Raw genomic sequence first — 18,358 nt, forward strand, 5'->3', positions numbered from 1 at the left:
TCAGGCGACCTCGGGCAGTGCCGCCGCCGTCACGTGCCGGCGCGACCGCATCAGGGGCTGGATCCGGGTCCCGAAATCGTCGAGGCCCTTGAGGAAATCGTCGAAGACGAGCAGCACGCCCTCGACGCCGTCGATGGTCATGACGGCGTCGAGCATTGCGGCCACGCTGGCGTAGCTGCCCACTAGGGTGCCCATGTTGAGGTTCACCGCCGAGGTCGGGTCGGCGAGCTGGCGCACGTTGGTGTCGCTGCCGGACTTGGTGTCGGCCGCGCCCTGGACGCCGAGCCACGCGATCGCCTCGGCATCCGCGCCCGCCCTGTAGTGCGCCCAGGTCGCCATCGCGGCGTCGTCGGTCTCGTCGGCGATGATCATGAACAGGGCGAAGGCGGTCACCCGCCGCCCGGTCCGCGCGCTGGCCTCGGCGAGCGTCTCCACCACGGGCGCGAAGGCGGTCGGCGTGTTGAGCCCCTTGCCCAGACAGAAATTGTAGTCGGCGTACTGGGCCGTGAAGGCCAGTCCGGCGCCGCTCTGACCGGCGCAGATGATCTTCACCGGCGCCTGCGGCCGGGGGCTCAGCCGGCAATCGTTCATCTGGAAGTACGTGCCCTTGCGGTCGCTGGCGCCCGTCTCCCACAGGTCGCGCAGGATCTGGGCGTACTCGGCCAGGTAGTCGTAGCGTTTGGCAAAATAATCGTCGCCCGGCCACAGGCCCATCTGGTCGTATTCCGGCTTCTGCCAGCCGGTGACGAGGTTCAGGCCGAAGCGCCCGTCGGAGATCGAGTCGATGGTCGCGGCCATGCGGGCCACGATGGCGGGCGGCAGGCACAGGGTCGCCGCGGTGGCGAACAGCCGGATCCGGGTGGTGACGGCGGCGAGCCCCGCCATCAGGGTGAAGGATTCGAGGTTGTGGTCCCAGAACTCGGTCTTGCCGCCGAAGCCGCGGAGCTTGATCATCGACAGGGCGAAGTCGAGCCCGTAGCCCTCCGCCTTCAGGGTGATCGCCTTGTTGAGCGCGAAGCTCGGGCGGTACTGCGGGGCATTCTCCGACAACAGCCAGCCGTTGTTGCCGATGGGGATGAACACCCCGACGCTCATGGCCTGTGCCGGACGGGCATCGGCGCTGTCGTCCGCGTGGCTCTGCATCGTCGTCCCGCGCTCCGCCCGGTCGGTTCCCCCCGGAACCGAGTCGGCGCCCGGAGGCTCGCAAAACCGCGGCGGAGGGTCAAACCCGCGGCGCCCGTCGGGCGCGAAAATGCCCATCTTTCCAGCGACTTGCACAACCAGGGCGCGATGCCTGCCCAACCCATGCGCGCTTCCCGTCCGGCCGCGCCTTCCCGCCGGCCCGCGCTTCCGCGCGGCGCGATGATCGGTCACGGTGCGGTGACGGTGCGGCGATCACTGTCGGCAGGGTCACAAACATTGTCGTGGGCGTGGCGAAGACCATCTTCCCGTGACGATGACGGATCTCGGTCCGACCCTGCCGGACCTTGCCGGAGTGACAGCGATGCGCGCGTGGCCCGCCCTGCTCCTCGTCCTCGGCCTCGCGGGGCCGGTGGCAGCCGACGAGGCGGGGCGCGCGGCGGCCCGGGCGGTCATCGCCAAGCAGGAGCAGGCGCTCGGCCGCGACGACGCGCAGACCGCCTATGAGCAGGCCGCGCCGGGGATCCGGGACCTGTTCCCGAATGCCGACCTGTTCATCGGCATGGTCCGGAACCAGTACCGTCCGGTCTACCGCCACCGCAGCTTCGTCTTCGGCGAGGCGCGGGACACGGACCCGGCGGGCGTGGTCCAGTCTGTGGCGATCCAGGACGAGTACGGCGTCGACTGGACGGCCGAGTACAGCCTCGCCCGCGACGCGGACGGGCAGTGGCGCATCACCGGCTGCCGCCTCACCAAGGCGCCCGGCACGCGCGCCTGAGGACGCGCGCAGGAGAGCGCGCAGGAGAGCGCGCCCCCGAGGGGCGCCCGCCGCCGGCACGGCGGGCGCGGAGGCCGAGCTCAGGGCCGGAACGTCCCGAGCTTCTCGAGCATCTGCAGGGTGACGTCGGCGCAGGCCTTGGTCGTGTCGTCGTCGGCGCACTTCACGTCGACCCGCGCGTCGCCGCGCTCCAGCACGATGTGGGCGGCCCGCGACGGCGGAGGCGGAGGCGGAGGCGGCGGGGGGCCGTCCGGGCCGGGACCGCGGCGCGGGTCGCCGGGGGGCGGGGGTGGCGCGCCGGCCTCGGGGCCGGGCCTCGGGCCGCCGGGCGGCGGCGGCGGGGCCTGCGCGAAGGCGACGGTGCCGGACAGCAGTGCCGCGACGCCCGCGAGGGCGATGATTCGGGTCATGTCGGCTCTCTCCGAGACGGGATCCGCCCCGGCGGCTCGGGGGCCGCGGGGCGGTCCGGCTCTAGGACGCGGCCGGGCAACCGGCCCTGAACCGGCCCGTTCAGCCCCGGTTAAACCGCCGGCCCCGCCCCGTGCGCGCCCGGCAGCCAGAGCGGCGGCGCTCGGCTTTCGACAGGTCCGCCGGCATCGTGTAGAGGGGGCGCCTTCCCTCGGAGGACCCCGTGCTCCACGTCTCGACTCGCGGCGCGGCCGCGCCGCTCTCGTTCTCGGACGCGCTCCTGGCGGGCCTCGCCCGCGACGGTGGGCTCTACGTGCCGCAGACCTGGCCGCAGATCGGCCGTTCGGAGATCGCCGCCCTGGCGGGCCGGCCCTACGCGGAGGCCGCCAAAAGGGTGCTGCGCCCGCTGATCGACGGCGACGTCGCCGGGCCGGACCTCGACCGGATGATCGACGCGGCCTACGCGACGTTCCGCCACCCGGCGGTCTGCCCGCTGACCCAGCTCGACGACAACCTGTTCCTGCTGGAGCTCTTCCACGGGCCGACGCTCGCCTTCAAGGACGTGGCGATGCAGCTGCTCGGGCGGCTGATGGACCACGTCCTGGCCGAGCGCGGCGCCCGCGCCACCATCGTCGGCGCGACCTCGGGCGACACGGGCTCGGCCGCCGTGGAGGCCTTCGGCGGCCTCGACCGGGTCGACGTGTTCATCCTCTACCCGCACGGGCGGGTCTCGGAGGTGCAGCGGCGGCAGATGACCTCGGTGCCGGCGCAGAACGTCCACGCGCTGGCCGTCGACGGCACGTTCGACGATTGCCAGAACCTCGTCAAAGCCCTGTTCCAGCACGCCGATTTCGCCGACGCGGTGCGGCTGTCCGGCGTCAACTCGATCAACTGGGCCCGGGTCGCGGCGCAGGCGGTCTACTACTTCACCAGCGCCGTGGCGCTGGGCTCCCCCCACCGCCCGGTCTCCTTCGCGGTGCCGACCGGCAATTTCGGCGACGTGCTCGCCGGCTGGGTCGCCAAGCAGATGGGCCTGCCGGTCGAGCGGCTGATGATCGGCACCAACGCCAACGACATCTTGGTGCGGACCCTGGAGCACGGCGCCTACGAGCTGCGCGGCGTGGTCCCCACCACCTCGCCCTCCATGGACATCCAGATCTCGTCGAACTTCGAGCGGCTGCTGTTCGAGGCGCTGGGGCGCGACGCCGCGTCCCTGTCGCGGCTGATGGCCGGTCTGAAGCAGTCCGGCGGGTTCTCGCTGAGCCCCGAGGTGCTGGCGACGGTGCGGGCGGAGTTCGACGCCGTGGCGGTGCCGGAGCCCGACGTCATGGCGGAGATCGCCCTGACCCAGGCCGCCACCGGCGTGGTGCTCGATCCCCACAGCGCCATCGGCGTCCGGGCCGGGCGGCGGCTCCTGGAGCGGGACCCGGCGACCCCCGTGGTGGCGCTCGCCACCGCGCATCCCGCGAAGTTCCCGGACGCGGTCGCCCGGGCGACCGGCGGCCTGCGCCCCGCCCTGCCCCCGCACCTCGCCGACCTGATGGACCGGCCCGAGCGCCTGACCCGGGTCGCCAACGACCAGGCCGCCCTGGAGGCGCTCATCCGCGAGCGCGCCCGCATCACGAGGGGTGCGTGAGCCCGGCGCGCGTCACGCGACGCGCCCCCTCTCCAGTGCGGGAGCGGGGACCCGCGCCGCATCCGGCCCCCTCCGCGACGAGCCGTCGATGAACCAGCATTTCTCCACCCACGCCGCCTCGCCGTCCCTGCGCACCACGCGGCTTCCGAACGGCGTCACGGTGGTGACCGAGCCGATGCCCGGGGTCGCCACCGCGAGCCTCGGCGTCTGGGTCGGCGCCGGCTCGCGCAACGAGCGCGCCGACGAGGCGGGCCTGTCCCACCTCATCGAGCACATGGCCTTCAAGGGCACCCGCACCCGGTCGGCGCAGAAGATCGCGGAAGAGATCGAGAATGTCGGCGGCGAGATCAACGCCGCCACCTCCACGGAGGGCACCAGCTACACCGCCCGGGTGCTCGGCGAGGATGCCGGCCTCGCCCTCGACGTGATCGGCGACATCCTCACCGACTCGGTGTTCGACGCGGGCGAGCTCGCCCGGGAGAAGGGCGTCATCCTGCAGGAATACGCCGCCGTCGAAGACACGCCGGACGACGTGGTCTACGACGCCTTCACGGAGGCGGCCTTCCCGGACCAGCCGGTCGGCCGGCCGATCCTCGGGCGGCCCGAGACGATCCGGAGCTTCGACGAGGCCGGGATCCGCGCCTATCTCGACCGGGAATACACGCCCGACCGCATCGTCGTGGCGGGCGCCGGGGCCGTGACCCACGAGGCGATCGTGGCGGCGGCCGAGCGCCATTTCGGCGCCCTCCCCGCCAAGTCCGCCCCCACGGCGGTGCCGGGAATCTACGGCGGCGGCGAGCGGCGGATGCCGCGCAAGCTCGAGCAGGCCAACGTGGTGATCGGCCTGCCGGGCCTCTCCTTCCGGGACGACCGCTACTACGCGCTCCACATGTTCGCGCAGGTGCTGGGCGGCGGCCTGACCTCGCGGCTCTGGCAGGAGGTGCGCGAGACCCGCGGCCTCGCCTACGAGATCCAGGCCTTCCACTGGCCCTTCTCCGATTGCGGCCTGTTCGGAATCGGCGCCGGCACCGCCGGGGCGGACCTGCCCGAACTCGTCGACGTGACCCTGGCGGCCACCGCCCGGGCGGCCCGCGACCTCGACGCCACCGAGATCGCCCGCGCCAAGGCGCAGCTGAAGGTCTCGCTGCTCTCGGCCCTGGAGACGCCGGGCGGGCGCATCGAGCGCAACGCCCGCCAGATCCTGGCCTGGGGCCGGGTGATTCCCGCCGGGGAGGTGATCGACAAGGTCGACGCCGTCACGGTCGAGGACGTCCGCGCCGCGGCGGCCGCGATGCTGCAGGGCACGCCGACGCTGGCAGCGATCGGCCCGATCCGCAAGCTGCCCGCCCTCGACAGGATCGCGGGCGCGCTCCGGGGATCGTAGGGCAGCTTCGGTCGGTCGCCGCGCCACCGTCTTTGCGAGCGGAGCCCCCCGCAACGGCCGGCCCCCGCCCCGCCCAACTTGATTTGGCCGCAAAGGGGCGCGATCCGCGGGCGGTGGACCGGCCCCGGGGCGACCTTGCCCCAGGTCAGGTCCGCGCCTATCGATCGAGGCCGCCCGGGCGGCCGATGCCGAAGCTCGCACGGCCGGAAGTCAAGACACCCTTGCGCATCCTCGCCCTCCTCCTGACCCTGGTCGGCGGTCTCGTCGGTGCCCTCGCGCTCACGCTCGCCGCGAGCGCGCCCGCACAGGCCGTGGAGGCGGTCCGCGTCACCCTCGACGCGCCGGTGATCGACCTGACCACCGCGATCGAGCGCTACCGCTCCGACGGCGACCTGATCCAGATCTCCACGGCGCCCGGCAAGGACGGCATCGTCCGGCGCATCGTCGTGAAGGCGCGCGACGCCGGCGCCCGGCCCGACTGGATCGTGTTCGCGCTCACCAACGACACCGACGAGCAGATCGACCGCATCCTGGTCGCCCCGCATTTCCGGCTGGTCGATTCCGGGGTGATCTGGCCCGATCTCGGCGGCTCGCGCATCGCCGCCATCACGGCGAGCCAGGGCATCCGGCCCGAGCGGGACGAGAACCCGGAGGCCGACCAGTTCACCATCACGCTCGATCCCGGCGCCACCGTCACTTACGTGGCCGAGCTGCGCGGCTCCAACGTCCCCCAGCTGCGCCTCTGGGACCAGGACGCCTACCGCCGCAAGACCGCCGGCCTGACCCTCTACAAGGGCATCATCATCGGGATCAGCGGCCTGCTGGCCCTGTTCCTGACCATCGTGTTCGTGGTCAAGGGCGCGATCATCTTCCCGGCCGCCGCCGCGCTCGCGTGGTCGGTGCTGGCCTATGCCTGCATCGATTTCGGCTTCCTGCAGCGGGTGTTCCCGGTCACCGAGCTCGCCGAGCGGGTCTACCGGGCCTCCGCGGAGGCGGTGCTCGGGGCGACGCTGCTGGTCTTCCTGTTCGCCTATCTCAACCTCGCCCGCTGGCACGTGCGCTACAGCCACGTGGCGTTCTTCTGGCTCGCCTTCCTGGCGGGCCTCGTCGGGCTCGCGGTGTTCGACCCGCCGGTGGCGGCGGGCGTGGCGCGGATCTCGATCGCCGCGGTGGCCGGGATCGGCCTGCTGCTGATCGTCTACCTCGCCGCCCATAACGGCTACGACCGGGCGATCCTGCTGGTGCCGACCTGGCTCCTGCTCGTCGTCTGGGTGACGGCGGCGGGCTTCGCGGTCACCGGCCAGATCGGCAGCGACCTCGTGCAGCCGGCCCTGATCGGCGGCCTCGTGCTGATCGTGATGCTGATCGGCTTCACGGTGCTCCAGCACGCCTTCGCGGGCGGCGGCCTCAGCCACACCCTGGTCTCCGACACGGAGCGGCGGGCGCTGGCGCTGACCGGCGCCGGCGACGTGGTGTTCGACTGGGACGTGCCCGCCGACCGGGTCTTCGTCGGCCCGGAGATCGAGGGCCAGCTCGGCCTCGCCCGCGGCACCCTGGAGGGGCCGGCCACCAACTGGCTCGGCGCGCTCCACCCCTTCGACGTGGAGCGCTACTCGGCGGCCCTCGACACGGTGATCGAGGAGCGGCGCGGGCGCATCGTCCACGATTTCCGCCTGCGCTCGGAGGCCGGCACGTTCTTCTGGTACCGGCTGAAGGCGCGGCCGGTGATCGGCGCCGACGGCGAGGTGATCCGGGTGGTCGGCACCATCGCGGACGTCACCGAGATCAAGACCGCCGAGGAGCGCCTGCTCCACGACGCCGTGCACGACAGCCTCACCGGCCTGCCGAACCGCGAATTGTTCGGCGACCGCCTCGACGCGGCTTTGGCCTTCGCCGGCCAGGACCAGCGCCTCAAGCCCACCGTGATCGTCCTCGACGTCGACCGGTTCAAGGGCATCAACGACGCGATCGGCCTGTCGGCGGGCGACTCGATCCTGCTGACCCTGTCGCGCCGCCTCGGCCGCCTGCTGCGCCCGCAGGACACGCTGGCCCGGGTCGCCGGCGACGAGTTCGCGGTGATCCTCCTCTCCGAGCGCGACCCCGACCGGATCCTGGCCTTCGCCGAGATGATCCGCCGGGCGATCGCCACGCCGATCACCTACGCGGACCGCGAGATCTTCCTGACCGTCTCGATCGGCCTCGCCCTCTACGAGGCCGGCGCCAACCTGAAGCGCGACGAGGTGTTCAAGAGCGCCGAGATCGCCATGATCCAGGCCAAGCGCAACGGCGGCGACCGGATCGAGGTGTTCCGCGCCCACATGCGCACCGACCGCTCGGACCGGCTGATGCTGGAGAGCGACCTGCGCAAGGCGATCGAGCGCAACGAGCTGCGGGTGCTGTTCCTGCCGGTGGTGCGGCTCGAGGACCGCACCGTGGCGGGGTTCGAGACCGTGCTGCGCTGGGACCACCCGAAGCTCGGGCGCATCCCCGCCTCGACCTTCCTGCCGCTCGCCGAGGAGAGCGGCTTCGTGGTCAATCTCGGCATCTTCGCCCTGGAGCGCACGGCTCTCGAACTCGCGGCGTGGCAGCGCTCCCTGGAGGTCGAGCCGCCGATCTTCGCGGCCTGCAACCTGTCCTCGCGCCAGCTCCTGCGCCACGACCTCCTGCACGACGTGAAGACCGTGCTGGCCCGCTCCGGGGCCCTGCCCGGCTCGCTCAAGCTGGAATTCAGCGAGAGCCTCGTGATGGAGAACCCGGAATACGCCGCCCAGATGCTGGCGCGGATCCACGACCTCGGCGCCGGCCTGTGCCTGTCGGATTTCGGCACCGGCTACTCGGCCCTCTCCTATCTCCAGCGCTTCCCGTTCGACACGATCAAGGTCGACGCGACCTTCGTGCGCCAGATCGGCACCGGGCAGACCGCGATCCTGCGCTCCATCGTGCGCATGGCGAGCGAGCTGAACCTCGCCATCGTGGCGGAGGGCTGCGAGTCCGAGGCCGACGCCCAGGCGCTCGCCGGTCTCGGCTGCGAGTACGCCCTCGGCCCGGCCTTCGGCGAGCCGATGACCATGCTGCAGGCCCGCCAGATCGTCGGGGCCGCCCCGGAAGCGGCCTGAGATTCGGTCCCGACGGGCCAGTCCGGTATCCTGCCAACCAACGATCCACGCGGCGGCAGGTGACGCGATGACTCCGGACCAGATCAGGCTCGTGCAGGACAGCTTCGCGAAGGTGCGGCCGATCGCCGGGACGGCGGCCGACCTGTTCTACGGCCGCCTGTTCGCGGTCGCCCCGCAGGTGCGCCCCCTCTTCCCCGCGGACATGACGGAGCAGAAGCAGAAGCTGATGGCCATGCTCGGGCTGGCGGTGGCCAACCTGAACCATCCGGAGACCGTGGTGCCCGCGCTCCAGGATCTCGGGCGCAAGCACGTGGCCTACGGCACGCAGGACGCCCACTACGCGCCTGTGGGGGCGGCCCTGCTGTGGACCCTCGAGCAGGGCCTCGGCGCGGACTTCACCCCGGAGGTCCGGGAGGCCTGGACCCAGACCTACGCGCTGGTCGCCCAAGTGATGAAGGCGGCGGCCGCGGACGCCGCATGAGCGGCGCGCGAGCGCGCGTGCGGATGGCCTGAGGGCCGCCGCAGGGCTCCGATCCGGCGAAAGTCGCGGATCGGTTTAAGTTCGCCTTAACCATGTCCGATCAAGCTCCTGTTGATAGACGGGCCCTTCAGCGCCCGCGCAGGGGATGGGTCGGATGGCCGAGGCGGCACGGCGTTACCAGCAGGCAGGCGGCTCGGACCTCGTGCGTCGCCTGATGGCCCGGCCGGTCCGGCTGGAGCAGCAGGTCCGGACCCGGTTGCCCCTCCGCGACCCGCGCCGCGTCGACGCGTTCGCCGACGCCTACGCCTACGCCGACGAGGCCGCGGACGACGCGGAGGCGCGGGACGAGGCCGACGCGATCGCCCGCCTCGAGACCGAGCTGCAGGTGATGAAGGCGGTACTCCGGGCCCAGCGGCAGGAGGTCGAGTCGCTGCGGGCGCAGCGCCAGCTCCTGACCGAATCGGCCCCGACCGACGATGTCCGCGCGACCCGCGAGCGCTGGGCGGCCCTGGTCGACTCGCTCCTGATCCGCGCCCGCTGATCCGTCACCAGGGCATGCGGGGGAGAGCCATGGGGGCGCGCTGCTCGCTCGTCGTCAACGGTCGGTCGGTCCGCGTCTCGACCGGCGACACGCCGCTGGAGGCGGCGCTGGCCGAGGGCATGATCGCGCCGCTGCAGGCGCAGTCCGGCAACCTGCTCGCCGGCCAGGGGATCGCTCAGGGGATCGCTCAGGGCAGCGCGGCGCCGTCCGGCCGCCGGCACCCGGCCCGGCGGGCCCGGGCCGAGGCCCTGCGCCCGGCCCTGCCCGGCGCCCCGATCCAGGGCCAGGAGGAGGCGCCGCCGCCGCCGGTCGCCGTCCGCAAGGGCACGGTCACGGAGATCCGCCGGCTCAGTCCCGGCATCCTCGAGATCGTCGCGACCCTGACCCGGCGCCCGACCGGCGAGCCCGGCCACCAGGCACTGGTGACCTTCGCGGGTCTGCCGACGCGGACGCTGTCCCCGACCCTGCGGCTCGACGGCACGACCGAGATCAACGACGTGGTGTTCCACGTCGCCCGCGACCCCGAGGGCGATCCCCTCGACGGGCTCCGCCTCGACCAGCCGGTGCGTCTCAAGGGCCCCGTCGGCCGGGGGCAGTACCGCCCCGGGGGCGGCCGGCTCGTGCTGGTGGCGGCCGGCGCCGGCTTCGGCGCGATCTGGGCGATCGCCCGGGCGGCCCGCTACGTCGAGCCCGCCCGCGAGATGGCCCTGGCCGTCGGCGCCCGCGACGCCCTGGACCTCTACATGCGCGAGAGCCTGGACTGGCTGCGCCGCACCGGCGTCGGCCGGATCGTGCTCTGCGCCGATCGCGGCCGCCAGCGGCCGCCGGACGTGCGCTCCGGCCCGCTCAGCGCCCACCTGCCGAGCCTGCGCGCCACCGACGTGGTCCACGTGGCGGGCGACCACTCGACGGTCGGCGCCGTGCAGGTGCTCGCCGCCGCGGTGGGCGCCCGCTGCTACCCGATCGTGATCGACTGACCGGCGTCGCCTCGACGCGGCGGCGCCCGGCTGCTACCGGCGCCGGAGCGGCCGCACGGGGCCGATCCTGAGTCCGATCCGAGCCCCGATGATCCGCGTCCTCTGCCTCGGCTACAGCGTCACGGAGCTGCCGGGCTACGTCGAGCGGGCCAACGCCCTGGCCGAGGCCGAGGGGCGCCCGGTCACCTTCCTCCGCAGCGGCTGGGGCGGCCATTCCCTGCCCTCCATCGCCGCCCTGATCGACGAGATCCTCGACGCGCTCCCCTGCGACCGCGTCCTCCTCGAGCTGTTCACCGGCAACGTCCGCTACTTCGACGGCGCGACGATGCGGGCCTATCTCGACGACATCCTCGCGGCGACCGCCCGGCGGGACCTGCCTGTCGCCTTCCTCAACCTCCACCAGGGCGGCGTCGACTACGCGGCCGAGCCCGTCGCCGGCCTGCTGGCGGAGTACCGCGCCCTCTACGGGATCCCCTATCTCGACATCGCCGCCCCGGTGGCGGCCGCGGGCGCGGGCGACATCACCTACCTGCTGAAGGACGCGACCCACGTCACGCCGGCGGGCGCCGACCTCTACGGCACCCTGGTCTACAGCTTCTTGCGCGCGCCGCCGCCGGGCCGGGCCTATATCGACCGGTTCCGGACCCTGCCGGGCCGGTTCGAGGCCCTGCCGCTGCGCGCCCTCCCCGGCCTGACCTGCGGGTTCGCCCTGCGCCGCAACGGCATCCCGCTGGACTTCCTGGAGATCCCGGAGGGCACGCGCGTCGCCGTTCCCCTGGGGCGCCCCCGCGACGTGATCGGGCTCCTCGTGACCTACGGGCCGCGGGCGGGCACGCTGACGGTCGAGGACCCGGCGACCGGGCGGGCGCGGACCCTCGTCGCCTACGACGCGTTCTCCTACTACACGCGCGCGATGTTCCGCAGCGTGACTCTCCCGGCGGCGCGCGCGCTGACGATCGCGCAGTCGGCGGAGCGCCCGGACATCGCCCTGCGCAAGGGCGCGCCGGATCCGGGCCCGCGGATCGGGCGCGTGTCGCACGTCGTCTGCCGGCGCAGACTCGGCCTCGCCCCGCGCGCCGCGCGCCAGCTTCACCGGCTGCGGCGCGGCCTGTGCCGCGTCGGATTGCGGCTCGGGCTCGTCCGAGGCGCCTGACCCCGGCCCCGTTCGGGCATAGTCATGCAGGCACGAGCGTTTGAATAACGCACCTTTATGGCATTCAATTTCTCGATCTCTATACTTATCAATTCAGTCTCTGTATCGGTTCGTGTCCTCGTGCGCGCGAAGAGTGATGTGATCGATCGTGGATTCCTCTTCGCGGCGTGTGATAAGCTGTGCCGGTGACGCCGGCGGAGATCGAACGGAATGCGGATCCTGCGCGATGCGAACCTGCATGTAAAAATGTCCGCGCCGCTCTTGTTCATGGTGATCGTGTGCGCCGCCTCTGCCGCGTACTCGCTCAGAGAACTCAGAGCGATCGAGGAGAGAAATAGATTTTTGGTGGATTACTATTTCGCGAGGCTCGAGATCTTCTCACGTGTCCGCGAAAAATTCGTCGATGCGGCGCTCATGAACCGCAATCTCATCATCGGCGAGCCGAAAGGCGACATCCCCCTCTTCCGCAAGCGCTACGACGCCTCCGTCAAGGCCGTGGCCGACGGCATCGAGACGCTGGAACAGGGCTCGCGGCGCGCTGAGATCGCGGCGCTGCAGCGCCAGATCGGCACCGTCGCCCGGGACTATTTCGACCTGCTCGACCGCTCCAACTACCTCGCGCTCCGGAATGACCGGCCGGCGGCGATCCAGGTCGGCGTGGTCGCCAGCCGGGAGGTCCGGGCGCAGTTCGACCGCGCGGCCCAGGCGTACGAGGCGGCGGCGGCGGCCCGCCTCGGCGAGGCGAAGATCGCCACGCAGCAGGGGGCCGAGCAGGCCCGGACGGTCCTGATCGGCGCCACGGTGGCGGGCCTGCTCGTCGCCCTGGGACTCTCCGCGGCTATCGTCGTGGTCGGTGTCACGCGGCCGCTCCACCGCCTCGTCGCCGCGCTGCGGCGCGTGGCGCAGGGCGACGGCGCGGCCACGATCCCGGAGGCGCGGCGCGGCGACGAGATCGGAGCGGTCGGCCGGGCGGTCGAGGCGATCCGGAGCTTGATCATCCGCAACGCCGAGGCGGAAGCCGAGGGCCGGCGGCGCGCGGACGCCGCCGCGGCCGCGGCCCGCAAGGACGCCACGATGGGCCTCGCCCGGACCTTCGAGGCGGCGGTGGCCAGGATCGTGGACCGGGTCTCGACCGCCGCGGGCGAACTCGAAGGCACCGCCCACCAGATGACCGCGACCGCCCAGGAGACGGCCAGCCAGTCCGGCGCGGTGGCGCTGGCGGCCGAGGCTGCGGCGGTCAACATCGGCGCGGTGGCGGCCGCGACCGAGCGGCTCGGCAGCGCCATCCGGGCGATCGGCCGTCAGGCGGGCGGCTCGTCCGAACTCGCCCAGCAGGCGGTCGGCGAGGCCGACCAGACCGCCGGGCTCGTGGCCGAGTTGCGGCAGGCGGCCTCCGAGATCGGCGACGTGGTGCGGCTGATCGCGTCCATCGCCGAGCAGACCAACCTGCTGGCCCTCAACGCCACCATCGAGGCGGCGCGGGCCGGCGAGGCCGGCCGCGGCTTCGCGGTCGTGGCGGGCGAGGTGAAGGCCCTGGCCGAGAAGACCGCGCGGGCGACCGACGGGATCGCCGCGCAGATCGGCCGGATCCAGGGCGTGACCGGATCCGCGGTCGGCGCCATCGGCACGATCATCGACCGGATCCGCGAGATCAACGGGGTGGCGATCGCGATCGCCGCGGCCGTGGAGGAGCAGGGCGCCGCGACCCGGGAGATCGTGCGCACCGTCGCTCAGGCAACGCGGGGCGCCGCGGAGGTGACCGGCACCATCGCCGGGGTGGCCGAGGCCTCCGAGCGGACGGGGGTCGCGGCCGACCACGTGCTCACGGCCGCCACCGCCTTGTCCCGTCAGTCCGAGGGGCTCTCGGCGGAGGTCGGGCGGTTCCTGGCCGACGTGCGCGCGGCCTGAGGGCGGCGCAGGCCCGCTCCCGCGCGGGAGCGGGCCGGTGGCGACTCAGCCCAGGCGGACCCGCCAGATCTCCTCGGCGTACTCGCGCATGGCGCGATCGGAGGAGAACCACGCCATGCGGGCGGTGTTGCGGATCGCCTTCGCCCACCAGCCGCGGGGATCGCGCCACGCGGCGTCGATCGACCGCTGCACCCGCCAGTAATCGTCGAAATCGGCGGTGAGCAGGTACTGGTCGCGCCGGCGCAGGTCGTCGGTGAGCGGCCGGAACCGGCCCGGCTCCTCCGGCGAGAACCGCCCTGAGGCGATCATGTCGAGGGCGGCGGCCAGCCGCGGCGAGGCCTGGATCGCCCGGGCCGCGTAGTCCGGCTCGGCCTGCCGGGCGCGGACGCCGTCGGCCTCCAGGCCGAAGATGAAGATGTTGTCCGCCCCGACATGGTCGCGGATCTCGATGTTGGCGCCGTCGAGGGTCCCCACCGTGAGCGCGCCGTTGAGGGCGAACTTCATGTTGCCGGTGCCCGAGGCCTCCATGCCGGCGGTGGAGATCTGCTCGGACAGGTCGGCGGCCGGGATGATCGATTCGGCGAGGCTCACCGAGTAGTTCGGCAGGAACACCACCTTCAGCCGATCCGCGACCTCGGGATCGTCGTTCACCGCCTTGGCGACGTCGCAGGCGAGCTTGATGATCAGCTTGGCCTGGACGTAGCTCGGCGCCGCCTTGCCGGCGAAGATCTTCACCCGGGGCGTCCAGTCCCGGTGCGGCTCGGCCTTGATCGCCTGGTAGAGCGCCACGGTCTCGACCACGTTGAGGAGCTGGCGCTTGTACTCGTGGATGCGCTTGACCTGGATGTCGAACAGCGCGGCCGGATCGACGTCGATGCCGGTGCGCTCGGCGATGATCGCCGCCAGGGCCTCCTTGCGCTCCCGGCGCACGGCCGCGTAGCGCGCCACGAAGGCCGGATCCTCGGCATGGGCCTCGAGGCCCCGGAGCAGCTCGGGATTGTCCAGCACGCCGGCGCCCACCGTCTCCACGGCGAGCCGGGTGAGGCCGGGATTGGCGTTGTGGAACCAGCGGCGGAAGGTGATGCCGTTGGTCTTGTTGACGATCTTGTCCGGATCCAGCGCGTGCAGGTCGGAGAAGACCGTCGAGCGCATCAGGTCCGTGTGCAGGGCCGAGACGCCGTTGACCCGGCGCGCGCCGTGGAAGGCGAGGTGCCCCATCCGCACCCGCCGCCCGTGCGACTCGTCGATCAGCGAGATCGACGCGAGGTAGGCGGCGGCATCCGCCGATCCCTGGCGGCCGTGCTTGGCCTGCTCCTCCAGGTGCATCCAGTTGATCAGGTAGATGATCTGCATGTGGCGCGGCAGCAGCCGCTCCATCAGCTCCACCGGCCAGGTCTCCAGGGCCTCGGGCAGGAGGGTGTGGTTCGTGTAGTGCAGCGTGTGCGTGGTGACGTGCCACGCGTCCTCCCAGGAAAGGCCGTAGACGTCGAGCAGGACGCGCATCAGCTCCGGCACCGCGATGGCCGGGTGCGTGTCGTTGAGCTGGATCGCCGCGTGGTCCGGCAGGGACCGGACGTCGCCGCGCTCGGCCACGTGGCGGGCCACGAGATCCTGGATCGAGGCCGCGGTGAAGAAGTATTCCTGGCGCAGGCGCAGCTCCTGGCCCTCGGCCGAGGAATCGCTCGGGTAGAGCACCCGCGAGATCGCCTCGGCGCGCATCCGCGCCGCGACCGCGCCGACATGGTCGCCGCCGTTGAAGCGGGCGAGGTCGACGGGCTCGCCGGCCTCGGCCTTCCAGAGGCGCAGGCCGTTGACGTGGCGGCCGCGCCAGCCGACCACCGGCACGTCGTGGGCCACCGCCCGCACGGTCTCGGCCGGCTGCCAGTGGCGCCGGATCACGCCCTCCTCCGGCGAGGACAGCGTGACGGTGCCGCCGAAGCCGATCGCGTAGGTCGCCTCGGGCCGGGCGAATTCCCAGGGGTTGCCCTCGGCCAGCCAGGTCTCCGGCGCCTCGCGCTGCCAGCCGTCCTCGAAGGACTGGCGGAACAGGCCGTGGTCGTAGCGGATGCCGTAGCCCATGGCCGGGATGCCGATGCTGGCCATGCTCTCCATGAAGCAGGCGGCGAGCCGCCCGAGGCCGCCATTGCCCAGCGCCGCGTCGGGCTCGGCGTCCTGCACGGCGTCGAGATCGATCCCGAGTTCCCGGAGCGCGCCGCGGGTCGTCTCGGTGAGGCCGAGATTGTTCAGCGCGTCCGACATCAGCCGGCCGATCAGGAATTCCAGCGACAGGTAGTAGACGCGCTTGTTCGGCACGCTCCGCTCGGAGGCCAGCGCGGCGGCCACGATCCGCTCGCGCAGGGCCAGCGCCGTCGCGGCGAACCAGTCGCGCGGGCGGGCGGTCTCGGGCGTGCGGCCGAGCGTGAAGGTGAGCTTGGCGCGGATCGCCTCGCGCAGGTCCACCACCGCGTCGCCGCTGCCGGACAGCACCGGGGCGGTCCAGGCGGCCGGGGCGGGCGCCTCGGTTGCGCGCTCGTCGCGCGAGACATCTTGTGGCACAGGCCGGGTCAGAACATCGTTCAACACGTGCGGGTCCCCCAAAGTCGTCGCCCCGGATTCTAGCGCCGGGGGTATCGTGGGCGGATTATCTCTTTTGATGGATTGCCGCCGCATGAACGGACGGGCGATCCGTGCCCCGAAGCGTCCGACGATGCGGTCGGCTTCCGGCGAAGTCGTGGCAGCGCCGCTCCGGCGGAGCGCACGGGCATGGCGGAGGAGATATGGCAGGGCGGCGTGACATTCCAGGCACAGCCGCGCGGCGTCGCCCTGCGTGAGGGGCATGCGCACAGGTTTTGGGAGCCGCAGCCATTCCCTGGACGACGCTGGCCCGGGGCGTACCGCGCGCGGCGCGCGCTCTGAGCGCATCCGTCACCGGTCGCCAGCGCGCGGGTCAGCGGTTAAGCGTGGGCCGCCGATGCGAGGGGCGCAGCATGACCGACACCGTCTGGTGGAAGCGCGGGACCGTCTACCAAGTCTACCCGCGCTCCTTTCAGGACACGAATGGAGACGGGGTCGGCGACCTGCCGGGCATCACGGCGCGGCTGGACTACCTCGCATGGCTAGGGGTCGACGCCGTGTGGATCTCGCCGGTCTACCCCTCGCCCATGGCCGATTTCGGCTACGACGTGGCCGATTACTGCGGGATCGACCCGCTGTTCGGCACGCTGGCCGATTTCGACGCCCTCGTGGCCGAGGCCCATCGGCGCCGGCTGAAGGTGATCCTCGACTTCGTGCCGAACCACTCCTCGATCGCGCATCCCTGGTTCTCCGAGAGCCGGTCGTCGCGCGCGAGCCCGAAGCGGGACTGGTACATCTGGCGCGACCCGGCGCCCGGCGGCGGCCCGCCCAACAACTGGCTGTCGAACTTCGGCGGCCCGGCCTGGACGCTGGATGAGACCACCGGCCAGTACTACTACCACGCCTTCCTGGCGGAGCAGCCGGACCTGAACTGGCGCAACCCCGCGGTGCGGGCGGCCATGCACGACGTGCTCCGCTTCTGGCTGGAGCGCGGAGTCGACGGGTTCCGGGTCGACGTGATCTGGCACCTGATGAAGGATGTGGGATTCCGCGACAACCCGGCCAATCCCGACTACGCGCCGGGCTCGCCCGAGATCAACCGCTTCACCCAGGTCTACTCCGCCGACCGGCCCGAGATCTTCGACGTGATCGCCGGGATGCGGGCGGTGCTGCGCCAGTACGGCGAGCGCGTGCTGATCGGCGAGATCTACCTGCCGGTGGAGCGGCTGGTCGCCTATTACGGCCCGGACCTGACCGGGGCCGACCTACCGTTCAATTTCCAGCTGATCCAGACCCCGTGGCGGGCCGACGCGGTGGCCGACCTCGTGGCGCAGTACGAGGCGGCCCTGCCCGAGGGCGGCTGGCCGAACTGGGTGCTGGGCAACCACGACCAGCCGCGCATCGCCGCCCGGGTCGGGCCGGCCCAGGCCCGCATCGCCGCGATGCTGCTGCTGACCCTGCGGGGCACGCCGACCCTCTACTACGGCGACGAGATCGGCCTCGGCCACGTGCCGATTCCCCCGGACCGCGCCCGGGATCCCTGGGAGCACAACGAGCCCGGGCACGGCCGCGACCCGGAGCGCACGCCGATGCAGTGGGACGACACGCCCCAGGCCGGCTTCTCCACGGTCGAGCCCTGGCTGCCGCTGGCGGCGGATTGGGCAGCCTGCAACGTCGAGAGCCAGCGCTCGGATCCGGGCTCGATGCTCACCCTGCACCGGCGGCTGCTCGCCCTGCGCCGCGACCACGCGGCGCTCGCCGTGGGCGGCTACCGCGAGGTGCCGCTCGGGATCGCCGAGGTGTTCGCCTACGAGCGCTTCGCCGACGGGGACGTCCTGCGCGTGCTGCTGAATTTCGGCGCGGCGTCGCAGGACCTGCCGCTGCCCGAGGGGGCCTGGACCGTGCTGCTCTCGACCCGTCCGGGGCGCGCGGGCGAGCCGGCCGGCCTCACCCTCGCGCTGGAGCCCGCCGAGGGGGTGATTCTGCGCCGCGCCGGGTGACGCGAGGCCGCCCCGGCTCCGGCACCCGTCAAGCCGGGGACCGAATCAGGGGCTCGGCGGGCACCGCCGATCGGTCGAAGACGGACGAGCGGGACCCGTCCGGTTACGCCGGGCGCCGTCGTTCCGGGCCGAAGATCTGTATCCAGCGGCCGAAATCCGCCGTGGCGGCGCGATTTCTCGCTGCGATGCCACATAGGTAAGTGACGCTTAATCACCACGGTGGCCTATTTTGTGCGTCGCAACGGAACCGTCGCGGCGAAGG

General features: G+C 72.5%; 13 protein-coding genes. 10 read left to right on the forward strand and 3 right to left on the reverse strand.

All coding sequences use genetic code 11. The features are described 5' to 3' along the window. Positions 1 to 1,095 carry a pyrimidine utilization protein A gene (rutA, locus tag ABIC30_RS13140; protein WP_354455515.1) on the reverse strand — a complete coding sequence of 365 codons (1,095 nt, stop codon included), beginning with the start codon at positions 1,093 to 1,095 and terminating at the stop codon, positions 1 to 3. 409 nt (positions 1,096 to 1,504) lie between these two features. Here rutA and ABIC30_RS13145 point away from each other — a divergent pair, with 409 nt between their 5' ends. Beyond that, positions 1,505 to 1,918 (forward strand): DUF4864 domain-containing protein, encoded by a 414-nt coding sequence (locus tag ABIC30_RS13145; RefSeq protein WP_103985038.1) that lies wholly within the window; start codon positions 1,505 to 1,507, stop codon positions 1,916 to 1,918. Between the two features lie 80 nt (positions 1,919 to 1,998). Here ABIC30_RS13145 and ABIC30_RS13150 read toward each other — a convergent pair whose 3' ends face one another. Then, positions 1,999 to 2,328: a hypothetical protein gene (locus ABIC30_RS13150; RefSeq protein WP_056523167.1), complete on the reverse strand. Its 330-nt coding sequence runs from the start codon at positions 2,326 to 2,328 to the stop codon at positions 1,999 to 2,001. A gap of 221 nt (positions 2,329 to 2,549) precedes the next feature. Here ABIC30_RS13150 and thrC point away from each other — a divergent pair, with 221 nt between their 5' ends. The 8 genes from thrC to ABIC30_RS13190 all read left to right on the forward strand — a co-directional run bounded on the left by thrC (position 2,550) and on the right by ABIC30_RS13190 (position 13,522). Then, positions 2,550 to 3,962, forward strand: coding sequence for a threonine synthase (gene thrC / locus ABIC30_RS13155; protein ID WP_103985036.1), 1,413 nt, complete (start codon positions 2,550 to 2,552; stop codon positions 3,960 to 3,962). An 88-nt stretch (positions 3,963 to 4,050) separates the two neighbouring features. Continuing rightward, positions 4,051 to 5,346: a M16 family metallopeptidase gene (locus tag ABIC30_RS13160; RefSeq protein ID WP_354455373.1), complete on the forward strand. Its 1,296-nt coding sequence runs from the start codon at positions 4,051 to 4,053 to the stop codon at positions 5,344 to 5,346. Between the two features lie 185 nt (positions 5,347 to 5,531). Continuing rightward, positions 5,532 to 8,462, forward strand: coding sequence for an EAL domain-containing protein (locus tag ABIC30_RS13165; protein WP_020093345.1), 2,931 nt, complete (start codon positions 5,532 to 5,534; stop codon positions 8,460 to 8,462). Between the two features lie 67 nt (positions 8,463 to 8,529). Beyond that, positions 8,530 to 8,943 (forward strand): globin family protein, encoded by a 414-nt coding sequence (locus tag ABIC30_RS13170; protein WP_091677354.1) that lies wholly within the window; start codon positions 8,530 to 8,532, stop codon positions 8,941 to 8,943. A gap of 154 nt (positions 8,944 to 9,097) precedes the next feature. Further along, positions 9,098 to 9,484, forward strand: coding sequence for a hypothetical protein (locus ABIC30_RS13175; protein ID WP_042675778.1), 387 nt, complete (start codon positions 9,098 to 9,100; stop codon positions 9,482 to 9,484). 29 nt (positions 9,485 to 9,513) lie between these two features. After that, positions 9,514 to 10,461, forward strand: coding sequence for a ferredoxin reductase domain-containing protein (locus tag ABIC30_RS13180; protein ID WP_020093343.1), 948 nt, complete (start codon positions 9,514 to 9,516; stop codon positions 10,459 to 10,461). Positions 10,462 to 10,549: 88 nt separating this feature from the next. Then, entirely contained in the window at positions 10,550 to 11,614 is a 1,065-nt protein-coding gene (locus tag ABIC30_RS13185) for an SGNH/GDSL hydrolase family protein (RefSeq protein ID WP_103985034.1), read from the forward strand. Between the two features lie 210 nt (positions 11,615 to 11,824). Further along, positions 11,825 to 13,522 (forward strand): methyl-accepting chemotaxis protein, encoded by a 1,698-nt coding sequence (locus tag ABIC30_RS13190; protein ID WP_181049156.1) that lies wholly within the window; start codon positions 11,825 to 11,827, stop codon positions 13,520 to 13,522. Positions 13,523 to 13,567: 45 nt separating this feature from the next. On the opposite strand, the gene ABIC30_RS13195 is transcribed toward ABIC30_RS13190, so the two are convergent. Then, on the reverse strand, positions 13,568 to 16,105 hold the full coding sequence (locus ABIC30_RS13195) for a glycogen/starch/alpha-glucan phosphorylase (protein ID WP_026604955.1): 2,538 nt from the start codon (positions 16,103 to 16,105) through the stop codon (positions 13,568 to 13,570). A gap of 404 nt (positions 16,106 to 16,509) precedes the next feature. Between ABIC30_RS13195 and ABIC30_RS13200 the strand changes: the two genes are divergently transcribed. Next, positions 16,510 to 18,096, forward strand: coding sequence for an alpha-amylase family glycosyl hydrolase (locus ABIC30_RS13200; protein WP_354455377.1), 1,587 nt, complete (start codon positions 16,510 to 16,512; stop codon positions 18,094 to 18,096). Positions 18,097 to 18,358 lie beyond the last annotated feature (262 nt).

It is taken from the genome of Methylobacterium sp. 1030 (assembly GCF_040544715.1).
In the GTDB taxonomy this organism is placed as follows: domain Bacteria; phylum Pseudomonadota; class Alphaproteobacteria; order Rhizobiales; family Beijerinckiaceae; genus Methylobacterium.

What these genes read in the sequence shown, in the direction of transcription:
- rutA (WP_354455515.1), bottom strand. Translation starts at nt 1,095, where the DNA reads ATGAGCGTCGGGGTGTTCATCCCCATCGGCAACAACGGCTGGCTGTTG.
- ABIC30_RS13145 (WP_103985038.1), top strand. Translation starts at nt 1,505, where the DNA reads ATGCGCGCGTGGCCCGCCCTGCTCCTCGTCCTCGGCCTCGCGGGGCCG.
- ABIC30_RS13150 (WP_056523167.1), bottom strand. Translation starts at nt 2,328, where the DNA reads ATGACCCGAATCATCGCCCTCGCGGGCGTCGCGGCACTGCTGTCCGGC.
- ABIC30_RS13160 (WP_354455373.1), top strand. Translation starts at nt 4,051, where the DNA reads ATGAACCAGCATTTCTCCACCCACGCCGCCTCGCCGTCCCTGCGCACC.
- ABIC30_RS13165 (WP_020093345.1), top strand. Translation starts at nt 5,532, where the DNA reads ATGCCGAAGCTCGCACGGCCGGAAGTCAAGACACCCTTGCGCATCCTC.
- ABIC30_RS13170 (WP_091677354.1), top strand. Translation starts at nt 8,530, where the DNA reads ATGACTCCGGACCAGATCAGGCTCGTGCAGGACAGCTTCGCGAAGGTG.
- ABIC30_RS13175 (WP_042675778.1), top strand. Translation starts at nt 9,098, where the DNA reads ATGGCCGAGGCGGCACGGCGTTACCAGCAGGCAGGCGGCTCGGACCTC.
- ABIC30_RS13180 (WP_020093343.1), top strand. Translation starts at nt 9,514, where the DNA reads ATGGGGGCGCGCTGCTCGCTCGTCGTCAACGGTCGGTCGGTCCGCGTC.
- ABIC30_RS13185 (WP_103985034.1), top strand. Translation starts at nt 10,550, where the DNA reads ATGATCCGCGTCCTCTGCCTCGGCTACAGCGTCACGGAGCTGCCGGGC.
- ABIC30_RS13190 (WP_181049156.1), top strand. Translation starts at nt 11,825, where the DNA reads ATGCGGATCCTGCGCGATGCGAACCTGCATGTAAAAATGTCCGCGCCG.
- ABIC30_RS13200 (WP_354455377.1), top strand. Translation starts at nt 16,510, where the DNA reads ATGACCGACACCGTCTGGTGGAAGCGCGGGACCGTCTACCAAGTCTAC.